Here is a 17,605-nt window from a genome sequence, read left to right as displayed (position 1 = left end):
AAAGGCGGCAAGAAAATCCCCAAGGGGTCTGGCCGTTTTGCGGGTTAATGGTTACATGGGCCGCCACGAATCCCCAGCGGTCCGGTTCCCCTCCGCCCGACCCGCGCAGCAGAAAGTGGCTTTCACATGGACATCCGCCTTGGCCTCACCTTTGACGACGTGCTGTTGCAGCCCGCCGAATCCGATGTGCTGCCCAGCCAGGCGGACACGTCCACCCATGTGACCAAGGCGATCAAGCTGAACATCCCGATCCTGTCGTCGGCGATGGACACGGTGACCGAGGCCGACATGGCGATCGTCATGGCGCAGCTCGGCGGCATCGGCGTGCTGCACCGTAACCTGACGGTCGAGGAGCAGGCCGATGCGGTCCGCGCGGTCAAGCGCTTCGAAAGCGGCATGGTCGTCAATCCCATCACCATCCTGCCGACCGCGACACTGGCCGACGCGCAGATGCTGATGCAGCGCCACAGGATCAGCGGCATTCCGGTCGTCGAGGCGAACGGCAAGCTGGTCGGCATCCTGACCCACCGCGATACCCGCTTTGCCGAGAATCCCGGCCAGCCGGTCAGCGAGCTGATGACCAAGGACAATCTGGCGACGGTCAAGGCCGGCGTCGGACAGGATGAGGCGATGCGCCTGCTGCACGCCCGCCGGATCGAGAAGCTGCTGGTGGTGGACGATAATTATCACTGCGTCGGCCTGATCACCGTCAAGGATATCGAGAAGGCCGTCACCTATCCGCAGGCGACCAAGGATGCGTCGGGCCGACTGCGCGTCGCGGCTGCATCGACCGTGGGCGACAAGGGACTGGAGCGCAGCAAGGCGCTGATCGACGCGGAATGCGACCTGATCGTCATCGACACCGCCCATGGTCACAGCAAGCAGGTGGCGGTCGCGGTCGAAGCGGTCAAGAAGCTGTCCAACCATGTCCAGGTCGTGGCCGGCAATGTCGCCACCGCCGAAGCGACCAAGGCGCTGATCGACGCCGGCGCGGACTGCGTGAAGGTCGGCATCGGCCCCGGCTCCATCTGCACCACCCGCGTCGTCGCCGGCGTGGGCGTGCCGCAGCTGACCGCCGTCATGGATTCGGCCAATGAGGCGCACAAGCATGGCGTGCCGGTGATCGCCGATGGTGGCCTGCGCACGTCGGGTGATGTGGCCAAGGCACTGGCGGCGGGCGCCGGCTGCGTCATGGTCGGGTCGCTGCTGGCCGGCACGGCCGAAGCGCCGGGCGAAACCTTCCTGTATCAGGGGCGCGCCTATAAGAGCTATCGCGGCATGGGCAGCGTCGGCGCGATGGCGCGCGGCAGCGCCGACCGCTATTTCCAGGCCGACATCAAGGACCAGATGAAGCTGGTGCCCGAGGGTATCGAAGGCCAGGTGCCGTTCAAGGGCCCGGCCAAGGATGTCATCCACCAGCTGGTCGGCGGCGTGAAGGCGGCGATGGGCTATACCGGCAGCCGCACCATCAAGGATCTGCAGGAGCGTGCCCGCTTCGTCCAGATCACCAATGCCGGCCTGTCGGAAAGCCATGTCCACGACGTGACGATCACGCGTGAGGCCCCCAACTATCCGACGCGCTAAGGAGCGGGCGGGATGACGCCTGCGGCGCGAGTGCAGGCGGCGATCGACCTGCTGGATGCGATCATCGCCGCCGCCCGTGATGGCGGGCCGGCGGCGGACACGCTGATCGCGCGCTATTTCAAGGAACGGCGCTATGCCGGGTCGCGCGATCGCCGCGCGGTGCGCGACCATGTCTATGATGCGATCCGCCGCGTTGCCGACCGGCCCGAGACCGGCCGTGCGGCGATGATCGGCCTGGTCGAGGCGCAGCCGGAGCTGGCCGCGCTGTTCGACGGATCGGCCCATGCGCCGCTGCCGATCGAGCCGGGTGAAACGGGCGCAGCGGCTGGCGCGGTGCCGGGCTGGTTGCAGCCCTTGCTGGCCGCGCCGGTGGAGCAGGATGCGTTGCTGGGCCGCGCGCCGGTGGACCTGCGCGTCAACCGGCTGAAGGCGACGCCCGCGCAAGTGGCGCCCGAATTGCCGGACGCGACGCCGATCCCCGGCATAGCTGACGCACTTCGTCTGCCCGAAGGCTATCCGGTCGAGCAGAGCGAGGCGTGGAAGCGCGGCGCGGTCGAGGTGCAGGATGCTGGCAGCCAGCTCATCTCGGCGGCATGCGGGGCGCAGGCCGGGCAGACGGTGATCGACCTGTGCGCGGGTGCGGGCGGCAAGACGCTGGCGCTGGCTGCGGCGATGGGCGGCAAGGGCCGGCTGATCGCGGCCGACACGATCCGCAACCGGATCGACCGGCTGGCGCCGCGTGCCGAACGGGCGGGCGTGACCTGTATCGAGAGGTTGCTGCTGGACCAGGGGCATGAGGCGCGCGCGCTGGCGCCGCTGGCGGGGCAGGCGGATATCGTGCTGGTCGACGCGCCCTGTTCGGGCACGGGCACCTGGCGCCGCAATCCCGAGGCGCGCTGGCGCCTGACCCAGGCGCGGCTCGACCGGCTGGTGTCGGAACAGGCCCGGATCCTGGATTTCGCTGCGCCCTTGCTGGCGCCCGGCGGTCTGCTGGTCTATGCTACCTGCGCATTGACCGACAGAGAGGGGCGGGATCAGGTGGATGCGTTTCTGGCGCGTCAGGCCGGCTGGAGTGCCGAGCCGATCGAAGCGGATATGGGCCGCGCCCATGGTCATGGGCTGCTGCTGACGCCCGGCCATGACGGCACCGATGGCTTCTACTTCGCCCGGCTGCGGAGGACCGCCTGAAACAGGCCATGGACAAGCGCGCGCAAAATAGCGACACTTGCCCTTCGGTCTGCGGGCCTGAGTCAATGCCTGAAACATGGCTGGAGATTTTGATGCGTTTCACCCCGGCCTCGATTGCCCTTGCCGTCCTTCTGACCACCGTTTCCAGCGTGGGCCTGACCCAGCGCCCCGATACCCAGATCGAACCGCGATCGATCGAATGGCAGAAGGCGGGCGAGGCGGCGCGCAAGGCGGGCAATCTGACCGGTGCCACCGACGCGCTGGAAAGTGCGCTGGCGGTCGATCCGCGCAACCGTGCGGCCTATATCGAACTGGCCGAAGTGGCGCGCGCGCAGGGACTGCAGGGCAAGGCCATCCGCCTCTACAAGGAAGCGTTGCTGCTCGACCCGACCGACGTGACCGCGATCGCCGGCCAGGGCGAGGCGATGGTCGAGAAGGGCGCGATCGCCAAGGCCAAGGAAAATCTCGCTCAGGCGCAGAATCTGTGCAAGGGCAGCTGTCCTGAAGTCGCGCAGCTCAATGCCGCGATCCAGAAAGGACCGCCGGCAGTGGCGATGACCAGCAAGGAAGCGGTGCCGGGCGCTAAGGCCAACAGCACCGATAATCCGTAATCTATCCGGCTTTCGCCGGTTCGATCGATTTTTCGTAGAAGCGCGTGTCGACCGCCATCCTGGGGAAGGCGGGCGGCAGGTCGTCGGCTTCGACCAGCGCGAAGCCATTCTTCTCGTAGAAGCGGTGCGCCGCCAGGAAACGGGCAGTGGTGCCGAGATAGATTTGGGCGAGGCCGCGGTCGGCCGCCGCGTTGAGCAGATGGTCGAGTAGGGCCTGGGCGACGCCAGCGGCGCGGCCGCGATGGCTGGACGCCACGAACATCTTACGCAGCGCGCCCTGACCCTGGCCGATATCCTTGAGCGCGATCGTGCCGATGATCCGGCCGTCCTCCTCCGCGACCCAGAAGCCGCCGGTGCCGGGCAAATAGAAGCCCGCTATGTCGGTGAGGTCCGGCTGGTCCGCTGCGGTGATGGCGATGCCATATTCGTCGCGCTGGATGCCAAGGATCAGGTCGAGAATGCCCGGCTGGTCGGCGGGGGCGAAGAGGCGGATCAGGGGCAAGGGGCTGGGCTTCCTGGCAGCGGTTCGGAATGATCGATGCGGACGGAAACGAACGACCGCGCCGAAAGCCGCCGGTCAGTTGCTGGCGTTGGCGGCTGGTGCGGGCGTGGCCGTGGCGCTGGCTCCCTCCGGCGTCTGGGCCTTGGGTGCGAAGATACGCAGGCTGTCGAGCAGGGCCTGCGCGATCGGCTGATATTGTTCGCTCAGCATTTCGGGATAGACGAAGGTGGCGGTGACGATCGCGCCGTCAGGCTGTTTCAGCAGGCGCAGCGCGACATTATTGCCTTCGCCGTCATTGGCTGTGCCGCGATATTCATTCTCGCCGATGAAATCGCCATCCACGCCCTCGGCGCCGTCGGACAGTGCCTCGACGATCTGTTGCAGTGTCTGGTCATTGTCATTCTTCTGCCAGAAGACGCGGACGTCGGCCCCTGCGCCGGGATCCTGATAGACGACGCCATCGGCATTGCTGGCTTCGCCATCCTTCATCCAGCCTTCGGGCATGGTGACGGAATAGCCATGGTCGATATTCACATAGTTGCGGCTGTCGCCGGCATCATCCTTTTGCGCGTTGGCCAGCGCATTGGCAGCGGCCGCATTGGCGGCGGCGGCCAGTTCCTCCTGGCTCGGCATGTCCGCGACCGGTTCGGCGCGGCCACAGGCGACCAGCAGCAGGAGGGGGGAGCAGGCGGCGAGGAGGGGCGCTTTCATGCCCCGTTCAAAAGCATAGGCGCGGGGATAATTCAACGCCGTAGCGGAACCCCCGCGACAATATGCCCCGGCAGCAGGGCGCCCGGTCCCGCGATCAGGCCGCGTTGTCGATGCCGAGTTCTGCGAGCTTGCGATAGAGGGTCGAACGGCCGATCCCCAGCCGGCGCGCGACTTCGGTCATGCGGCCGCGATAATGGCCGATGGCCAGGCGGATGACGTCGGCCTCGATCTCGGCGAGCTGGCGGACATGGCCGTCGCCTTCGAACAGGGTGATGCCGGCGGCTTCGCGCGGTGGCGTGGCGGCAACGCGCTGGCGCGGACCACTGGCGCCGCGGGACAGGATATGGGCGGCGACCTGCGGGAAGTCATGCGGGGTCAGCGCATCGCCCTCGCACAGCACGGCGGCGCGGAACAGGGCGTTCTGGAGCTGGCGGACATTGCCCGGCCAGTCATGCTGCATCAGCAGCGCCAGCGCATCGTCGGTGAGGCCCAGGCCCCGCAGGCCCGGCTGGGTCGCGATGCGGGCGAGGAGGTGGCGGCAAAGGGCGGGAATGTCGCCCATACGCTCCCGCAATGGGGGCACGGTCAACTGGACGACGTTGAGGCGATAATAGAGATCCTCGCGGAACCGGCCCGCCTCGATCTCGTCGCTGAGCTTCTTGTTGGTGGCGGCGATGACGCGGACATCGACATGGACGGGGCGACGGGCGCCGATCGGCTGCACCTCGCCATCCTGAAGCACGCGCAGCAGCTTGACTTGCGCGTCGAGCGGCATTTCGCTGACTTCGTCAAGGAAGATGGTGCCCATGTCGGCCGACAGGAATTTGCCGACATGGCGGTCGAAGGCGCCGGTGAAGGCGCCGCGTTCATGACCGAACAGTTCTGATTCGACGAGGTTGGCGGGGATCGCGCCGCAATTGACGGTCACCATCGCCTGCTTGTGGCGCGGCGAGGCGGCGTGGATGGCGCGGGCGACGACATCCTTGCCGACACCGCTTTCGCCCTCGATCAGCACCGGCACGCGCGCGCGTGCGGCCTTGGCCGCGATGGCGAGGGCGGTGCGGAACTGGGGGGCGGCGCCGACTACATCCTCAAACGCCAGCGGGGCGCTGATCTTCTCGGTGAGCGGGCGCAGTTCGCCGCGCACATTGCCCTCCAGCGTCGCGTTGAGCGCGGCGAGCAGCCGTTCGGGCGCGATCGGCTTGGAGAGATAATCGGTGGCGCCCGCGCGCATCGCCTGGACCGCGACGGCGACGCTGTTATGCGCCGTCAGCACCAGGATCGGCAGGGCGGGGCGCTGCGCATGGATGGCGCCGATCAGGTCGGCCGGATCGAAATCCGGGCTCCACTGGTCGATCAGGACCGCGTCGAGCTGCATGCCGTCCTGCGTGCCCAGCGTCGCCAGGGCGGTTTCGGCATCGCTGGCGAAGATGGTCCGCCATCCCGCGCGCGCGGCCAGCGCGGACACCAGCCGGCGCTGTGCGGGCTCGTCGTCGATCAACATCAGCAAGGGAACGCCTTCGCGAACCATCTGGACCCCTCTTGTGCAAACAGGAGGTCATCCTAGGCGCCGGGGGTAAAAGCGCCCTTAACCTGTAAAGATTTTCTTGTGCCCCTACGGCTTGAGGGGGGTGGGGGGACAGGATAAGAGGTTGCACAACGATGTAATAACTAGGGGAACGGATATGGCTTCTGACGGGAACATCCAGAGCGCAACCCAGACCTATGAAGGGTTTGTCGGCTTCGTGAAGTGGGGCACCATCGCCTGCCTCATCGTCGCCGCGATTGTCGTGCTGCTGATCTCCAGCTGAGCCATATCGACGCTATAGGAGGGGGATGCTGATATAATGAAAATTGCGATATTGAAGGAACAGGCTGCGGGCGAACGGCGCGTGGCCGGCACGCCCGAGACCGTGAAGAAATTCATCGCGCTGGGCGCAAGCGTGGCCGTCGAGGCCGGCGCTGGCGCGACAGCGTCGATTGCCGACGATGCTTATGCCGCCGCCGGTGCCAGCGTTGGCGATCGTGCCGCGACGCTGGCGGGCGCCGATATCCTGTTGGGCGTGCAAGGCCCCGATCCGGCCAGCCTTGGTGGCGCTGCGGCGGGAGCCTGGATCGTCGCGGGCCTCAACCCGTTCGGCGAGCGGGCGCGGGTCGATGCCTATGCCGCCGGTGGCTATGAAGCGCTGGCGATGGAGTTCATGCCGCGCATCACCCGTGCGCAGTCGATGGACATCTTGTCGTCGCAGTCGAACCTGTCGGGATACAAGGCGGTGCTGGACGCGGCGGCCGAATATGACCGTGCTTTCCCGATGATGATGACAGCGGCGGGCACCGTGTCGGCGGCCAAATGCTTCGTCATGGGCGTGGGCGTGGCCGGCCTTCAGGCGATCGCCACGGCGCGGCGGCTGGGCGCGCAGGTGAGCGCGACCGACGTGCGCGCCGCGACCAAGGAGCAAATCGAATCGCTCGGCGCCAAGGCGATCTTCGTGGAGAAGGTGGCCGGCATCGAAGGCGAGGGCACCGGTGGCTATGCCACGGAAATGTCCGACGAATATAAGGCGGCGCAGGCCGAGCTGGTGTCGTCGCACATCGCCAAGCAGGACATCGTCATCACCACCGCGCTGATCCCTGGCCGGCCTGCGCCGCGCCTGATCAGCGACGCGCAGATCGCGTCGATGAAGCCGGGCAGCGTGATCGTCGACCTGGCCGTCGAGCAGGGCGGCAATGTCGAGGGCGCGGTCGCGGGCGAAGTGGTCGTGCGCCACGGCGTCAAGATCGTGGGCCATCGCAACGTGCCCAGCCGCCTGGCCGCCGACACCTCGGCCCTGTTCTCGCGCAATCTCTATAATTTCCTGTCCGCCTTCTGGGACAAGGACAAGAATGCGCCGGTGCTGGACGAGGAAATCGGCAACGCCATCCGCCTGACCCAGGGGGGCAAGGTCGTCAACGAACGACTGCTGGCAAGCTGATGCGGGCCATGGTCCCCATCCTCCCCTGCAAGGGGAGGGGGACCAGCCGCAGGCTGGTGGAGGGGTATCGCCCTGTCATGAACGGGACACCCCTCCGTCTGGCTTCGCCAGCCACCTCCCCTTCCAGGGGAGGATGATGTGCTGCAAGGGCAGGCGAACAGGGCACGGCAGTTGCGCAAGGCGATGTCGAAGCCGGAAGTCCTGCTCTGGCAGATATTGAGGCAAAGGCCGCAAGGTCTGAAATTTCGCCGTCAGCACCCGTCCGGTCCCTATGTGGCAGACTTCTACTGCCATGAGGCGCGGCTGGTGATCGAGGTGGACGGCGAAGCGCATGCAAGAGGGGATGCGCCGATGAGGGATGAGCAGCGCGACTGCTGGTTTGCGGAACGGGGACTGTCCGTTCTGCGTCTGCCGGCCGCCGTAATCATGAATGATAGGGACAATGCCGTAGCCGCGATCCTGGCCAGGGCAGTCGAAACAAGTGGGGAGGACTAGAATGGACTTCATTGCCATCCTGTCGATTTTCGTGCTGGCGTGCTTCGTCGGCTATTATGTGGTCTGGTCGGTGACGCCGGCGCTGCACACGCCGCTGATGGCGGTTACCAATGCCATTTCGTCGGTCATCATCGTCGGCGCGCTGGTCGCGTCGGCGGAGGCCGGTAGCCTGGCGGCCAAGCTGCTGGGGCTGGTCGCGGTGGTCTTTGCATCGGTCAATATCTTCGGCGGCTTTGCCGTGACCGAACGCATGCTGGCCATGTACAAGAAGAAGGAGCGCAAGTGATGCACGAGCTTGCGCCCGTCTCGCCCTTCGTTGCGCTGGCCTATCTGGTTTCCGGCGTCCTCTTCATCCTGGCGCTGCGCGGCCTGTCGAGCCCGTCGACCAGCCGTCGCGGCAACCGCATGGGCATGGTCGGCATGGCGATCGCCGTGGTCACGACCCTTTATACCCATGACGTGCTGAGCCTGCCCGAAATCCTGGGCGCCATCGCCATCGGTGGCGGCATCGGCTTCATCATCGCCCGTCGCATCGAGATGACGGCGATGCCGCAGCTGGTTGCGGCCTTCCACTCGCTGGTCGGCCTGGCCGCCGTGCTGGTCGGTGCGGCCGCCTATCTCAATCCCGGCGCGTTCGGCATTCTCGATCCGCTGACGAACGAGATCCACAATGCCAGCCGCATCGAGATGGGGCTGGGCGTCGCGATCGGCGCGATCACCTTCTCGGGGTCGGTCATCGCTTTCCTGAAATTGAACGGCAACATGTCGGGCAAGCCGATCATGCTGCCGGGCCGCCATGTCATCAATCTGGCGACGCTGGCGGCGATCCTGGGCCTGATCGCCTATTTCGTGACCGACCAGTCGCCCTGGATCTTCTGGACCGTGACGGCGCTGAGCTTCGTCATCGGCTTCCTGCTGATCATCCCGATCGGCGGCGCGGACATGCCGGTCGTGGTGTCGATGCTGAACAGCTATTCGGGCTGGGCTGCAGCGGCCATGGGCTTCACCCTGGGCAACACGGCGATGATCATCACCGGCGCGCTGGTGGGCAGCTCCGGCGCGATCCTGTCCTACATCATGTGCAAGGCGATGAACCGCAGCTTCATCAGCGTGATCGCTGGCGGCTTCGGCGCGGAAGCCGGCCCGTCGGGCGGCGGCGCGGCGGCGGTCGACCGTCCCTACAAGCGCGGCAGCGCCGAGGATGCGGCTTTCCTGATGAGCCAGGCGGACAATGTCATCATCGTGCCCGGTTACGGCATGGCGGTCAGCCAGGCGCAGCATGCGCTGCGTGAAATGGCCGACCTGCTCAAGAAGGAAGGCGTGAACGTCAAATATGCGATCCACCCGGTCGCAGGGCGCATGCCCGGCCACATGAACGTGCTGCTGGCCGAAGCGAACGTGCCGTATGACGAGGTGTTCGAGCTGGAGGACATCAACAGCGAGTTCGGCCAGGCCGACGTCGCCTTCGTCATCGGCGCCAATGACGTGACCAACCCGGCCGCCAAGACCGACAAGACGTCGCCCATCTATGGCATGCCGATCCTGGACGTCGCCAACGCCAAGTCGGTGCTGTTCGTGAAGCGCTCCATGGGCGGGGCCGGCTATGCCGGTGTCGACAATGAGGTCTTCTACATGGACAACACGATGATGCTGCTGGCCGACGCCAAGAAGATGGTCGAAGAGATCGTCAAGGCGCTGGCCCACTAAAGTGACCCGATCCACCCGCGCCGGATCGCCCCGTCGACGGGGCGGGTGGATCGTCCTGACTTGTCGAAGCCGGCATCTTTCGTAAAAGAAGGGCTGGGGCACCGACATGCCCGGCCCGCACGGGGCCGGACAGGCGCCCCCATATTGGGAGCGACATGCGTAAACTCGGTCTGATTGGTGGTCTCAGCTGGACGTCCACCGCCCGCTATTATGAGATCATCAACCAGGCGATCCACCGGGCCAAGGGTGGCCAGCACAGTGCGCGGCTGCTGATCGAAAGCCTCGATTTCGCGCAGGTTTCCGGTTGCATCACGCAGGAAGAGTGGGATTGCGCATCGGGCCATCTGATCGGCGCGGCCCAGCGGCTGGAACAGGGCGGGGCGGAAGCGCTGCTGATCTGCGCCAATAGCATGCACCGCATCTATGACCGGATCCAGGCGAGCATCGCCATTCCCATCATCCATATCGCCGATGTCGTGGGCACGCGGATGAAGGCCGATCGGATCGATCGCGCCGCCCTGATCGGCACGCGCAACGTGATGACCGAGAAATATTATCGCCAGCGGCTGGTGTCGCACGGCGTGTCGCTGCTGCCGGCCGATGTTGCGCTGGCCGAGCGGATCGACCGGATCGTCTATGACGAACTGACCGTCGGCAAGATCAACCGCGATTCCGAGCGTTTCATGAAGTCGGAACTGACCGACATCGCCAAGGAGGATGTGCAGGCGGTCGTGCTGGCCTGCACCGAACTGGAGATGATCGTCGACGTGAAGGCCAATGTGCTGCCCATCTACGACTGCACTGAAATCCACGCCATGGCGGGCGTCGACTTCATCCTGAGCGAATAAGGGCAGAGGCAGCCGGGCGCGGTCAGACCGCGCTCAGCCCCGCATCGGCCAGGCCGCGCCACAGATGGAGGGCCTGGACGCTTTCCTTGACATCATGGACGCGCACCATCTGCGCGCCCAGTTGCGCGGCGCGGAAGGCGAGGGCGACCGAACCGCCGAGCCGGTCTGGCGCCGGTGCCTCGTTCGACAGGGCGCCGATCAGGCGCTTGCGGCTGCCGGCAAAGAGCAGCGGTACGCCCAGCCCCTGGAAGGTGGCGAGGTCGTTCACCAGCGCCAGATTGTCCGCCAGGCTCTTGCCGAAGCCCAGCCCCGGATCGACCATGATCTTCTCGCGCGCGATGCCCGCGTCTAGGCAGGCGGCGATGCGGGCATCGAGATAGTCGAACACGTCGGTGACGACATCGGCATAGCCGTTGGGGTTGTCGTGCGGGTCGTCGCCGGCGGAAGGGGCGTGCATCAGGATCACCGGACAGCCGGCGCGGGCCGCGACCTCCAGGCTGCGGGGATCATGTTCCAGCGCGCTGACATCGTTGATGACATGGGCGCCGGCGGCCAGCGCCGCCTCCATCACCGCTGCCTTGCGCGTGTCGACCGACATGGCGACGCCGGCCGCGGCGAGCTTCTCGATCACCGGCACGATGCGGGCGATCTCATCGCCCTCCCATAGCTTGGGCGCCTTGGGCCGGGTGGATTCGCCGCCGACATCGATCAGAGCGGCGCCGGCCGCCGCCATGGCAAAGCCGGCATCGGCCGCCGCCTGCGGGTCGGTCATATGCTTGCCGCCGTCGGAGAAGCTGTCAGGCGTGATGTTGAGGATCGCCATCGTCTGCGGCGCGTCGAAGCGGATGACGCGATCGCCGAGGCTGAGTGGTGCGCGCTGGGCGGAGATGTTCGCGGCCAGTTGGCGGGCGCGTTCGGCCAGTGGATCGGGCAGGGTGGCGGTGATCGCCTCGAACGCGGCGACCGGGATGGTGTCGCGGGCGATGCGGCTGCCGGCATGGCGCGCCGTCAGTTCATAGGCCTGGAACCAGATCAGGCCATTGCCCATCCGCGCCGCCGATCCATCCGCCAGGCCGATCGGGCTCGGCACGAACCAGGTCGGCTTGAGGTAGAGCCGGGCGTCAGCGGGGATGGAGGAGAGGGTCATAAAGCTCCGTTCGCCCCGGACGGGTCGGGGCCATGTCTTGGAAGAACTCTGGCTGCCTCAACCCGAACGGGGGACGGAAATCAAGGCTCGTTGGCGAGCAGATAGGTCTGGCGCAGCGTGTCGATCGGGTGGAGCTTGCCCGCCTTCTCGATATGCCAGAAGGTCCAGCCGTTGCAGCTCGGCGCGCCCTGAAGCGTGGCGCCCAGCTTGTGGATCGAACCGGTGTCGCTGCCCACGGCGAGCGAGCCGTCGGCGCGCACGGTGGCGCTCCAGCGGCGCTTGCTGTCCATCACCACCGAGCCGGGCTGGAGATAGCCGGTTTCGACCAGCGTGCCGAAGGCGACCTTGGGCTGCTGGCGCGCAGTCTGCATGATGGCGAGCGCGGATTCATCGAGCGGCAGCGCCTCGGCAATGCGTTCCTCGGCAACCTCGATATAGTCGGGCTCGCGCTCGATGCCGATCCACTGGCGGCCCAGGCGCTTGGCGACGGCGCCGGTGGTGCCGGTGCCGAAGAAGGGATCGAGCACGATGTCGCCCGGCTTGGTGCAGGACAGCATCACGCGATAGAGCAGCGATTCCGGCTTCTGCGTCGGATGCGCCTTGGTGCCGTTGCGCTTCAGCCGCTCCTGGCCGCCGCAGATCGGCAGCACCCAGTCGGAGCGCATCTGCAGCTCGTCATTGAGCGTCTTCATCGCCTTGTAGTTGAACGTGTACTTGGCGTCCTCGCCCTGGCTGGCCCAGATCAGCGTCTCATGCGCGTTGGTGAAGCGGGTGCCCTTGAAATTGGGCATCGGGTTCGCCTTGCGCCAGATGATGTCGTTGAGGATCCAGAAGCCCTCATCCTGCAAGGCAGCACCGACGCGGAAGATGTTGTGATAGCTGCCGATCACCCAGATCGTGCCATTGGGCTTGAGGATGCGGCGCGCCTGCGCCAGCCACGCCTTGGTGAAGCGGTCATAGCTGCTAAGCGTGTCGAACTTGTCCCAGTCATTGTCGACCGCATCGACGCGGCCGCCCTCGGGGCGGAACAGGTCGCCGCCGAGCTGAAGATTATAAGGCGGATCGGCAAAGATCATGTCGATGCAGCCGTCGGGCAGCTTGGCCATTTCCGCGATACAGTCACCGCGCAGCAGGCGGTTTGCCTCGATCGCCGGTGCCGGCGCGAGCGCAACCGCCTTCTTCCGCCGCGGTGCGACGCGTTCCATGACACCCATGTGTGCAACCCCCATATGTTTCGTCCGTCAGCACTGAGTCCTCAGGAGTCTGCCGTCAAGGTCAGGGATTTAACGGTCGTCGCTGTCAGGATTGCGAGGATGGTGGAGAACGAAGCGGGTAGCCACAACATATTGAGTCATGCGAGTCGCGTGAGACTCATCATCGGGTGGTGTGACTCAAAAGACTCAGCGAGGAGGCGGTTCGCACTTTTTTTAGTTAATGGCGCGACCGAGTCGAAAATCATCCTCCGCTTGACCAATTCATAACCAGATGATTATGAAATTTGCATGACGGAAGTGAAATTCAGAGGCGATCTTGGAGCGAACAGCGATTCACTCTTCAAGGCGCTGTCCGACGGCACGCGACGTGCCCTGCTGGAATATCTGGTGCGCGAAGGGGAGCAGAATGTCGTCGCACTGACCGCCGTGGCCGGCGTGTCGCAACCGATGGTGTCGCGCCATATGGGCAAGCTCAAGCGCGCCGGTCTGGTGACGGCCCGGCGGACGGGGCGCGAAACCTGGTTTGCGGCGCGGACCAAGGGGCTGGGGCCGGTGGTGCAGTGGATGGCGATCTATGGCGCGCTCTGGTCGCAGCGCTTCACGCCGATGGAGCATGCCGGGGACTGAACGGGACCGTATCGACAGAAAAAAGGGGCGCCATATGGCGCCCCTTTCGTTTTCCAGGCTGTGCGCGGAATCAGCGCAGCGGCGTCCAGGTCTGGGTCTTGCAGAAGAAGGCGATGCAGCCCTGCACCTTGAGCGTGCCGTCGCCATTGCGGCTGACCTTGGACGTATAGCTCTTGCCGCTTTCCGGGTCGTAGATCGTGCCCTTCCAGATGTCGCCCGCATCGCTGAAGCCCGACAGCAGGGCAAGGCCGACCAGCGGCTTGGAGCGCAGCGCCGGATCGGGGTTCTTGATGTCGGTCTGCGGGCGGCCGGGCGTGGGCTTCACGATCTTCTCGATCTTGCCGCAGATGCTCTTTCCGCACGGTGCGATCTGGACGATCGCCTTGCCATCGACGGTCGACCAGCGGCCGGTGATGGGCTGGGCCGCATAGGCGGGCAGGGCGGTGGTGAAGGTGGCCAGAGCGGCGATGGCGACGCGAGCGCCGGTCTTGATGGTCATGATGCGATCCTCTCCTTTTGGGTTGAGGGTGAGAATAAGGGAGGAAAATGCGGCGCGCCAGCGCTTCGCTTGCAGTTTACGGAAACGGAAAGAGAGGACGCTACGGCAGCGCCCCCTCCTTGCCCGGAATTTTTTTTAGAAGGCCGTGCTGATCGAGCAGGCGGCCGGACCCAGGATGACGACGAACAGGGTCGGCAGGATGAAGAGAATCAGCGGCACGGTCATGATCGCGGGCAGGCGGGCGGCCTTTTCCTCGGCGCGCATCATGCGTTCATGGCGGAACTCGGCGGACAGCACACGGAGCGCGGAGGCGAGCGGCGTGCCATATTTTTCGGTCTGGATCATGGTCGTGACCACGCCCTTGACCGCGTCGAGCTTCACGCGGGTCGCCAGATTTTCAAAGGCCATGCGCCGTTCGGTAAGGAAGCTGAGTTCGATTGCCGTCAACTGGAACTCATCGCCCAGTTCGGGATAGGCGCGGCCCAGTTCACGGGCGACGCGGCTGAAGGCGGCGTCGACGGTCAGGCCGGCCTCGGCGCAGATGACCAGCAGGTCGAGCGCGTCGGGCAGGCCCTTGCGGATCGCGGCGGAGCGCTTGGCGATCTTGTTGTCGATGAAGAGGTCGGGGGCCTTGTAGGCGAGCAGCAATGCGCCGGCGAAGGCCATGAACCGCTTGGCACCGCCCCATTCGGGATAGATGCCCACGGCATAGAGCAGGATCGCGGCGGTGCCGCCGATCAGGATCGGCATGATCATGCGGCCGAAGATGACGGCGACAGCCCAGTCCTTCGACCGGATGCCGGCCTGGGCCAGGCGGATCTGCGCGTCCTTGAGCTGGTCGTCCTGCAGCACCTTGAGGCTGGTCAGGAAGGACCGCATCTGGTCGGTCGTCTGGTTCTTGTTGACCAGCTTGGCGCGGCGCTTGGCGGTCGAGGCGGTGATGCCGGCCTTGAGCTGCTCACGGCGTTCGTTGAGCGCCTTGACCCGCTTGGCCATCGGATCGCGCACGGTCATCACGGCGTAGAGCGCGTAGAGGGTGGCGAGCGTGGCCAGCGCGGCGAGCAGCGTGCCGAAATCGGTCGCGGTCATGCCGAACAGCGTGCCGGTGGGGGTAGGGGCGTCCATATCTCTATCCGTTCCCCGTCAAATCTCGAAGTTGATCATCTGGGCCATGATGAAGGCGCCTATGGCCATCCAGCACATGCCGCCAATGCCGACGACCTGCATGGTCGAGAGCCCGAAAATGCCCGCCGGATCGGGGGTGAAGAAGGGGCTCATATAGCCAAAGTTGATGTAGCAGATCATGCCGAACACGAGGAAAGGCAGAACGCCGATGATATAGGCCGACGCCTTGGATTCCGACGACATGGCGCGGATCTTGAGCTTCATCTGGGCGCGTTGGCGCAGCACGGTGGCGAGGTTCTGCAGCGTTTCGGCGAGGTTGCCGCCGGTTTCGCGCTGGATCGCCAGGGTGATGACGAAGAACTGGAATTCCGGCGTGCCCAGGCGATCGGCGGTTTCCTGCAGCGCCTGGTCCATGCTCTTGCCGATCTTGATCCGTTCGGTGATCAGCTTGAACTCCTCGCCGACCGGTCCGGGGATTTCGCTCGACACGATGCCCAGCGTCTCGCCGACCGGCAGGCCCGAGCGCAGGCCGCGGGTCAGCAGTTCGAGCGCGTCGGGGAACTTGGCGTTGAATTGCTGGATCCGCTTGTTGATCAGTCGACCGACCCACAGATGCGGCAAGGCAAGACCTGCCGCCAGTCCGACCATCAGCGCGAGCAGGAAGGGAAAGCCGCGCATCAGCAGGAACAGGGTGGTCAGCAGGAAGACCACCGCACAGGACGTCATATATTGGCTGAGCGTCCATTTCTTGCCGGTCATGCGGATGCGCTTGGCCAGATTCTCCGGATTGGGGATCAGCGAGACCAGCATCTTGGCTTCGTTGCCGGTCGCCCGAGTGGAGATGGCCTTGCGCATGCGCGCTTCCATCATCGCCTCGGTGGAGTCGCTGTGACGGCCGCGGATCAGGGCGACACGGCGTTTCTGCGCCTTGTCGGGCGAGGGGCCGGCAAAGGCGACCACGACGAGACCAAGCATGGTCGCGACCAGCACCAAGATCAGAAGGAAATTGCCGTCCATTGCTCGCCCGTTCCCCGTGCGTGAATATGCCTGTGCGCGGCCGCCCTGGAGCGGCCCGCGCGTCAGCCTTCCAGTGCCGTCGCCTTGTCCTTGCGGCGCGACGGGATCATGCTCTTGAAATCACCGATCTTGCCGAGCAGGGAATCCCCCTTCCTGGCTGCCGACTTGCCACCCGGATTGTCGGCTTCATCGCCGGCCAGGCCCAGAACTTCGTCCATCATGGCGGCGCAGGCGGCGCCGACCTTGCTGCCCTTGGCGGTTTCGGCCAGCGTCTTGCCGAGCTTGGCGGCCTGGGCCGCGATGCGCAGGTCGAACGGCACGATCACGTCGACCTTGCGTTCGATCGACTGTTCGAAATCCTTGCGGCTGATTTCCGGCGCGCCGGGATGGACGCGATTGGCGACCACCAGGATGCGGGCCTGCGGTGCATTCGACTTGAGCCAGGACAGGATGCGGATCGTGTCGCGGGCCGCCGCCAGGCTGAGTTCGGTCACCACCACCGCGACATTGACGTCGGTCATCAGGTGGGTGTGCTGGATCAGCATGTTGCGCGGCAGATCGATGATGCTGCATTCGAACGCCTGACGGAACTCCTCCAGCAACTGGTAGAAGGCGCCGCCGTCGGTCATCATCGGCTGGTTGATCGGCGCTTCGGCCGACAGGATGGCCAGCATGTCGCTGGCGCGGACCATGGCACGTTCGATGAACAGGCCGTCGATGCGGCTGGGGTTTTCGATCGCGTCGGTCAGGCCACGGCCCGGTTCCAGATCCATCGCCAGCGCATTGGTGCCGAAATGGATGTCGAGATCGAGCAGGGCGGTCGGGCGCTTCTTCTTCTCGCTCAGCATCCAGGCAAGCGACGTCGCCATGCTGGATGCGCCGACGCCACCACGGGTGCCGACGACGGCAACCGTCATGTGCGGGCGTTCGGGGCCGACGTCGCGCGGGGCGAGGAATACGGCCTGAGCCTGGGCCAGCGCATCGCGCAACTGGTCTGCGCCGAAGGGCTTGAGCAAATAGTCCTGGATGCCGCTGGCGATCAGGTCGCGATAGAGGCGCACGTCATTGACCTGGCCGGCCGCGATCACGACCGTGCCGGGTTCGCACACTTCGGCAAGGCTGTTGATGTCGTTCAGCGGATCGCCGCTTTCCGACATGTCGACGAACAGGATCTGCGGGCTGGCGGTGATCGACAGGCTCTGCACCGCGTTGCGCATGCCGCCCTTGTTCACCTTTTCCGGTGCCCAGCCCATTTCGGAGGCGACCGCACGGAGCAGGTCGAAGCTGTGGTCGTCGCAGACGAAGGCGTGGAAGGGGTCGCGCTGGCCCACGGAACCATGTTTCCAGGGTGCGTTCAT

General features: G+C 65.6%; 19 protein-coding genes. 10 read left to right on the top strand and 9 right to left on the bottom strand.

What is annotated here, in order from left to right; all coding sequences use genetic code 11:
- The first annotated feature begins 126 nt into the window (after positions 1-126).
- The 3 genes from guaB (at position 127) to JQK15_RS00735 (ending at position 3,383) form a co-directional block, all read left to right on the top strand.
- Positions 127-1,584: an IMP dehydrogenase gene (gene guaB, locus JQK15_RS00745; protein ID WP_010336239.1), complete on the top strand. Its 1,458-nt coding sequence runs from the start codon at positions 127-129 to the stop codon at positions 1,582-1,584.
- A gap of 12 nt (positions 1,585-1,596) precedes the next feature.
- Positions 1,597-2,772: an RsmB/NOP family class I SAM-dependent RNA methyltransferase gene (locus JQK15_RS00740; RefSeq protein WP_214862933.1), complete on the top strand. Its 1,176-nt coding sequence runs from the start codon at positions 1,597-1,599 to the stop codon at positions 2,770-2,772.
- Positions 2,773-2,864: 92 nt separating this feature from the next.
- Positions 2,865-3,383 carry a tetratricopeptide repeat protein gene (locus JQK15_RS00735; RefSeq protein ID WP_037517267.1) on the top strand — a complete coding sequence of 173 codons (519 nt, stop codon included), beginning with the start codon at positions 2,865-2,867 and terminating at the stop codon, positions 3,381-3,383.
- A gap of 1 nt (position 3,384) precedes the next feature.
- Here JQK15_RS00735 and JQK15_RS00730 read toward each other — a convergent pair whose 3' ends face one another.
- From JQK15_RS00730 to JQK15_RS00720, 3 genes are all read right to left on the bottom strand, one after another.
- Complete coding sequence (locus tag JQK15_RS00730; protein WP_214862930.1) at positions 3,385-3,885, bottom strand: GNAT family N-acetyltransferase; 501 nt, start codon at positions 3,883-3,885, stop codon at positions 3,385-3,387.
- A gap of 75 nt (positions 3,886-3,960) precedes the next feature.
- Entirely contained in the window at positions 3,961-4,596 is a 636-nt protein-coding gene (locus JQK15_RS00725; protein ID WP_004208008.1) for a hypothetical protein, read from the bottom strand.
- A gap of 94 nt (positions 4,597-4,690) precedes the next feature.
- Positions 4,691-6,127 carry a sigma-54-dependent transcriptional regulator gene (locus JQK15_RS00720; protein WP_214862928.1) on the bottom strand — a complete coding sequence of 479 codons (1,437 nt, stop codon included), beginning with the start codon at positions 6,125-6,127 and terminating at the stop codon, positions 4,691-4,693.
- A 154-nt stretch (positions 6,128-6,281) separates the two neighbouring features.
- Here JQK15_RS00720 and JQK15_RS00715 point away from each other — a divergent pair, with 154 nt between their 5' ends.
- From JQK15_RS00715 to JQK15_RS00690, 6 genes are all read left to right on the top strand, one after another.
- Positions 6,282-6,407, top strand: a complete 126-nt coding sequence (locus tag JQK15_RS00715; protein WP_010336245.1) for an aa3-type cytochrome c oxidase subunit IV — start codon at positions 6,282-6,284, stop codon at positions 6,405-6,407.
- 36 nt (positions 6,408-6,443) lie between these two features.
- Positions 6,444-7,568, top strand: coding sequence for an NAD(P) transhydrogenase subunit alpha (locus tag JQK15_RS00710; RefSeq protein WP_214862926.1), 1,125 nt, complete (start codon positions 6,444-6,446; stop codon positions 7,566-7,568).
- A 138-nt stretch (positions 7,569-7,706) separates the two neighbouring features.
- A complete protein-coding gene (locus JQK15_RS00705) occupies positions 7,707-8,063 on the top strand; it encodes an endonuclease domain-containing protein (RefSeq protein ID WP_214862924.1) in 357 nt (118 codons plus the stop codon).
- Position 8,064: 1 nt separating this feature from the next.
- Complete coding sequence (locus JQK15_RS00700; protein WP_004208003.1) at positions 8,065-8,349, top strand: NAD(P) transhydrogenase subunit alpha part 2; 285 nt, start codon at positions 8,065-8,067, stop codon at positions 8,347-8,349.
- The gene (locus tag JQK15_RS00695) at positions 8,349-9,770 is read left to right on the top strand and encodes an NAD(P)(+) transhydrogenase (Re/Si-specific) subunit beta (RefSeq protein WP_037517256.1); all 1,422 of its coding nucleotides are present in this window, start codon (positions 8,349-8,351) and stop codon (positions 9,768-9,770) included. Before JQK15_RS00700 ends, JQK15_RS00695 begins: the two co-directional genes overlap by 1 nt.
- 155 nt (positions 9,771-9,925) lie before the next feature.
- The gene (locus JQK15_RS00690) at positions 9,926-10,618 is read left to right on the top strand and encodes an aspartate/glutamate racemase family protein (RefSeq protein ID WP_214862922.1); all 693 of its coding nucleotides are present in this window, start codon (positions 9,926-9,928) and stop codon (positions 10,616-10,618) included.
- A 22-nt stretch (positions 10,619-10,640) separates the two neighbouring features.
- Here the strand turns inward: JQK15_RS00690 and folP are convergent, their stop codons facing one another.
- On the bottom strand, positions 10,641-11,765 hold the full coding sequence (gene folP, locus JQK15_RS00685; protein ID WP_214862920.1) for a dihydropteroate synthase: 1,125 nt from the start codon (positions 11,763-11,765) through the stop codon (positions 10,641-10,643).
- An 80-nt stretch (positions 11,766-11,845) separates the two neighbouring features.
- Positions 11,846-12,979 carry a site-specific DNA-methyltransferase gene (locus JQK15_RS00680; protein ID WP_010336249.1) on the bottom strand — a complete coding sequence of 378 codons (1,134 nt, stop codon included), beginning with the start codon at positions 12,977-12,979 and terminating at the stop codon, positions 11,846-11,848.
- 288 nt (positions 12,980-13,267) lie between these two features.
- Here JQK15_RS00680 and JQK15_RS00675 point away from each other — a divergent pair, with 288 nt between their 5' ends.
- The gene (locus JQK15_RS00675) at positions 13,268-13,606 is read left to right on the top strand and encodes an ArsR/SmtB family transcription factor (RefSeq protein ID WP_004207998.1); all 339 of its coding nucleotides are present in this window, start codon (positions 13,268-13,270) and stop codon (positions 13,604-13,606) included.
- A gap of 70 nt (positions 13,607-13,676) precedes the next feature.
- Here the strand turns inward: JQK15_RS00675 and JQK15_RS00670 are convergent, their stop codons facing one another.
- From JQK15_RS00670 to JQK15_RS00655, 4 genes are all read right to left on the bottom strand, one after another.
- Positions 13,677-14,105: a DUF2147 domain-containing protein gene (locus tag JQK15_RS00670; protein ID WP_214862918.1), complete on the bottom strand. Its 429-nt coding sequence runs from the start codon at positions 14,103-14,105 to the stop codon at positions 13,677-13,679.
- Between the two features lie 135 nt (positions 14,106-14,240).
- Entirely contained in the window at positions 14,241-15,230 is a 990-nt protein-coding gene (locus tag JQK15_RS00665; protein WP_004207996.1) for a type II secretion system F family protein, read from the bottom strand.
- 18 nt (positions 15,231-15,248) lie between these two features.
- A complete protein-coding gene (locus JQK15_RS00660) occupies positions 15,249-16,247 on the bottom strand; it encodes a type II secretion system F family protein (RefSeq protein ID WP_017501236.1) in 999 nt (332 codons plus the stop codon).
- A gap of 62 nt (positions 16,248-16,309) precedes the next feature.
- On the bottom strand, positions 16,310-17,605 hold the full coding sequence (locus tag JQK15_RS00655) for a P-loop NTPase (protein ID WP_214862916.1): 1,296 nt from the start codon (positions 17,603-17,605) through the stop codon (positions 16,310-16,312).

The organism is Sphingobium sp. BHU LFT2 (genome assembly GCF_018604485.1).
Classification (GTDB): Bacteria; Pseudomonadota; Alphaproteobacteria; order Sphingomonadales; family Sphingomonadaceae; genus Sphingobium; species Sphingobium yanoikuyae_A.
This window is presented reverse-complemented; position numbering and strand designations above follow the sequence as displayed.

Bases quoted from the DNA above. Each gene is read 5' to 3' on its own strand.
- guaB (WP_010336239.1), top strand. From the start codon at position 127: ATGGACATCCGCCTTGGCCTCACCTTTGACGACGTGCTGTTGCAGCCC.
- JQK15_RS00740 (WP_214862933.1), top strand. From the start codon at position 1,597: ATGACGCCTGCGGCGCGAGTGCAGGCGGCGATCGACCTGCTGGATGCG.
- JQK15_RS00735 (WP_037517267.1), top strand. From the start codon at position 2,865: ATGCGTTTCACCCCGGCCTCGATTGCCCTTGCCGTCCTTCTGACCACC.
- JQK15_RS00725 (WP_004208008.1), bottom strand. From the start codon at position 4,596: ATGAAAGCGCCCCTCCTCGCCGCCTGCTCCCCCCTCCTGCTGCTGGTC.
- JQK15_RS00720 (WP_214862928.1), bottom strand. From the start codon at position 6,127: ATGGTTCGCGAAGGCGTTCCCTTGCTGATGTTGATCGACGACGAGCCC.
- JQK15_RS00715 (WP_010336245.1), top strand. From the start codon at position 6,282: ATGGCTTCTGACGGGAACATCCAGAGCGCAACCCAGACCTATGAAGGG.
- JQK15_RS00710 (WP_214862926.1), top strand. From the start codon at position 6,444: ATGAAAATTGCGATATTGAAGGAACAGGCTGCGGGCGAACGGCGCGTG.
- JQK15_RS00700 (WP_004208003.1), top strand. From the start codon at position 8,065: ATGGACTTCATTGCCATCCTGTCGATTTTCGTGCTGGCGTGCTTCGTC.
- JQK15_RS00695 (WP_037517256.1), top strand. From the start codon at position 8,349: ATGCACGAGCTTGCGCCCGTCTCGCCCTTCGTTGCGCTGGCCTATCTG.
- JQK15_RS00690 (WP_214862922.1), top strand. From the start codon at position 9,926: ATGCGTAAACTCGGTCTGATTGGTGGTCTCAGCTGGACGTCCACCGCC.
- folP (WP_214862920.1), bottom strand. From the start codon at position 11,765: ATGACCCTCTCCTCCATCCCCGCTGACGCCCGGCTCTACCTCAAGCCG.
- JQK15_RS00680 (WP_010336249.1), bottom strand. From the start codon at position 12,979: ATGGGTGTCATGGAACGCGTCGCACCGCGGCGGAAGAAGGCGGTTGCG.
- JQK15_RS00675 (WP_004207998.1), top strand. From the start codon at position 13,268: ATGACGGAAGTGAAATTCAGAGGCGATCTTGGAGCGAACAGCGATTCA.
- JQK15_RS00670 (WP_214862918.1), bottom strand. From the start codon at position 14,105: ATGACCATCAAGACCGGCGCTCGCGTCGCCATCGCCGCTCTGGCCACC.
- JQK15_RS00665 (WP_004207996.1), bottom strand. From the start codon at position 15,230: ATGGACGCCCCTACCCCCACCGGCACGCTGTTCGGCATGACCGCGACC.
- JQK15_RS00660 (WP_017501236.1), bottom strand. From the start codon at position 16,247: ATGGACGGCAATTTCCTTCTGATCTTGGTGCTGGTCGCGACCATGCTT.
- JQK15_RS00655 (WP_214862916.1), bottom strand. From the start codon at position 17,605: ATGAACGCACCCTGGAAACATGGTTCCGTGGGCCAGCGCGACCCCTTC.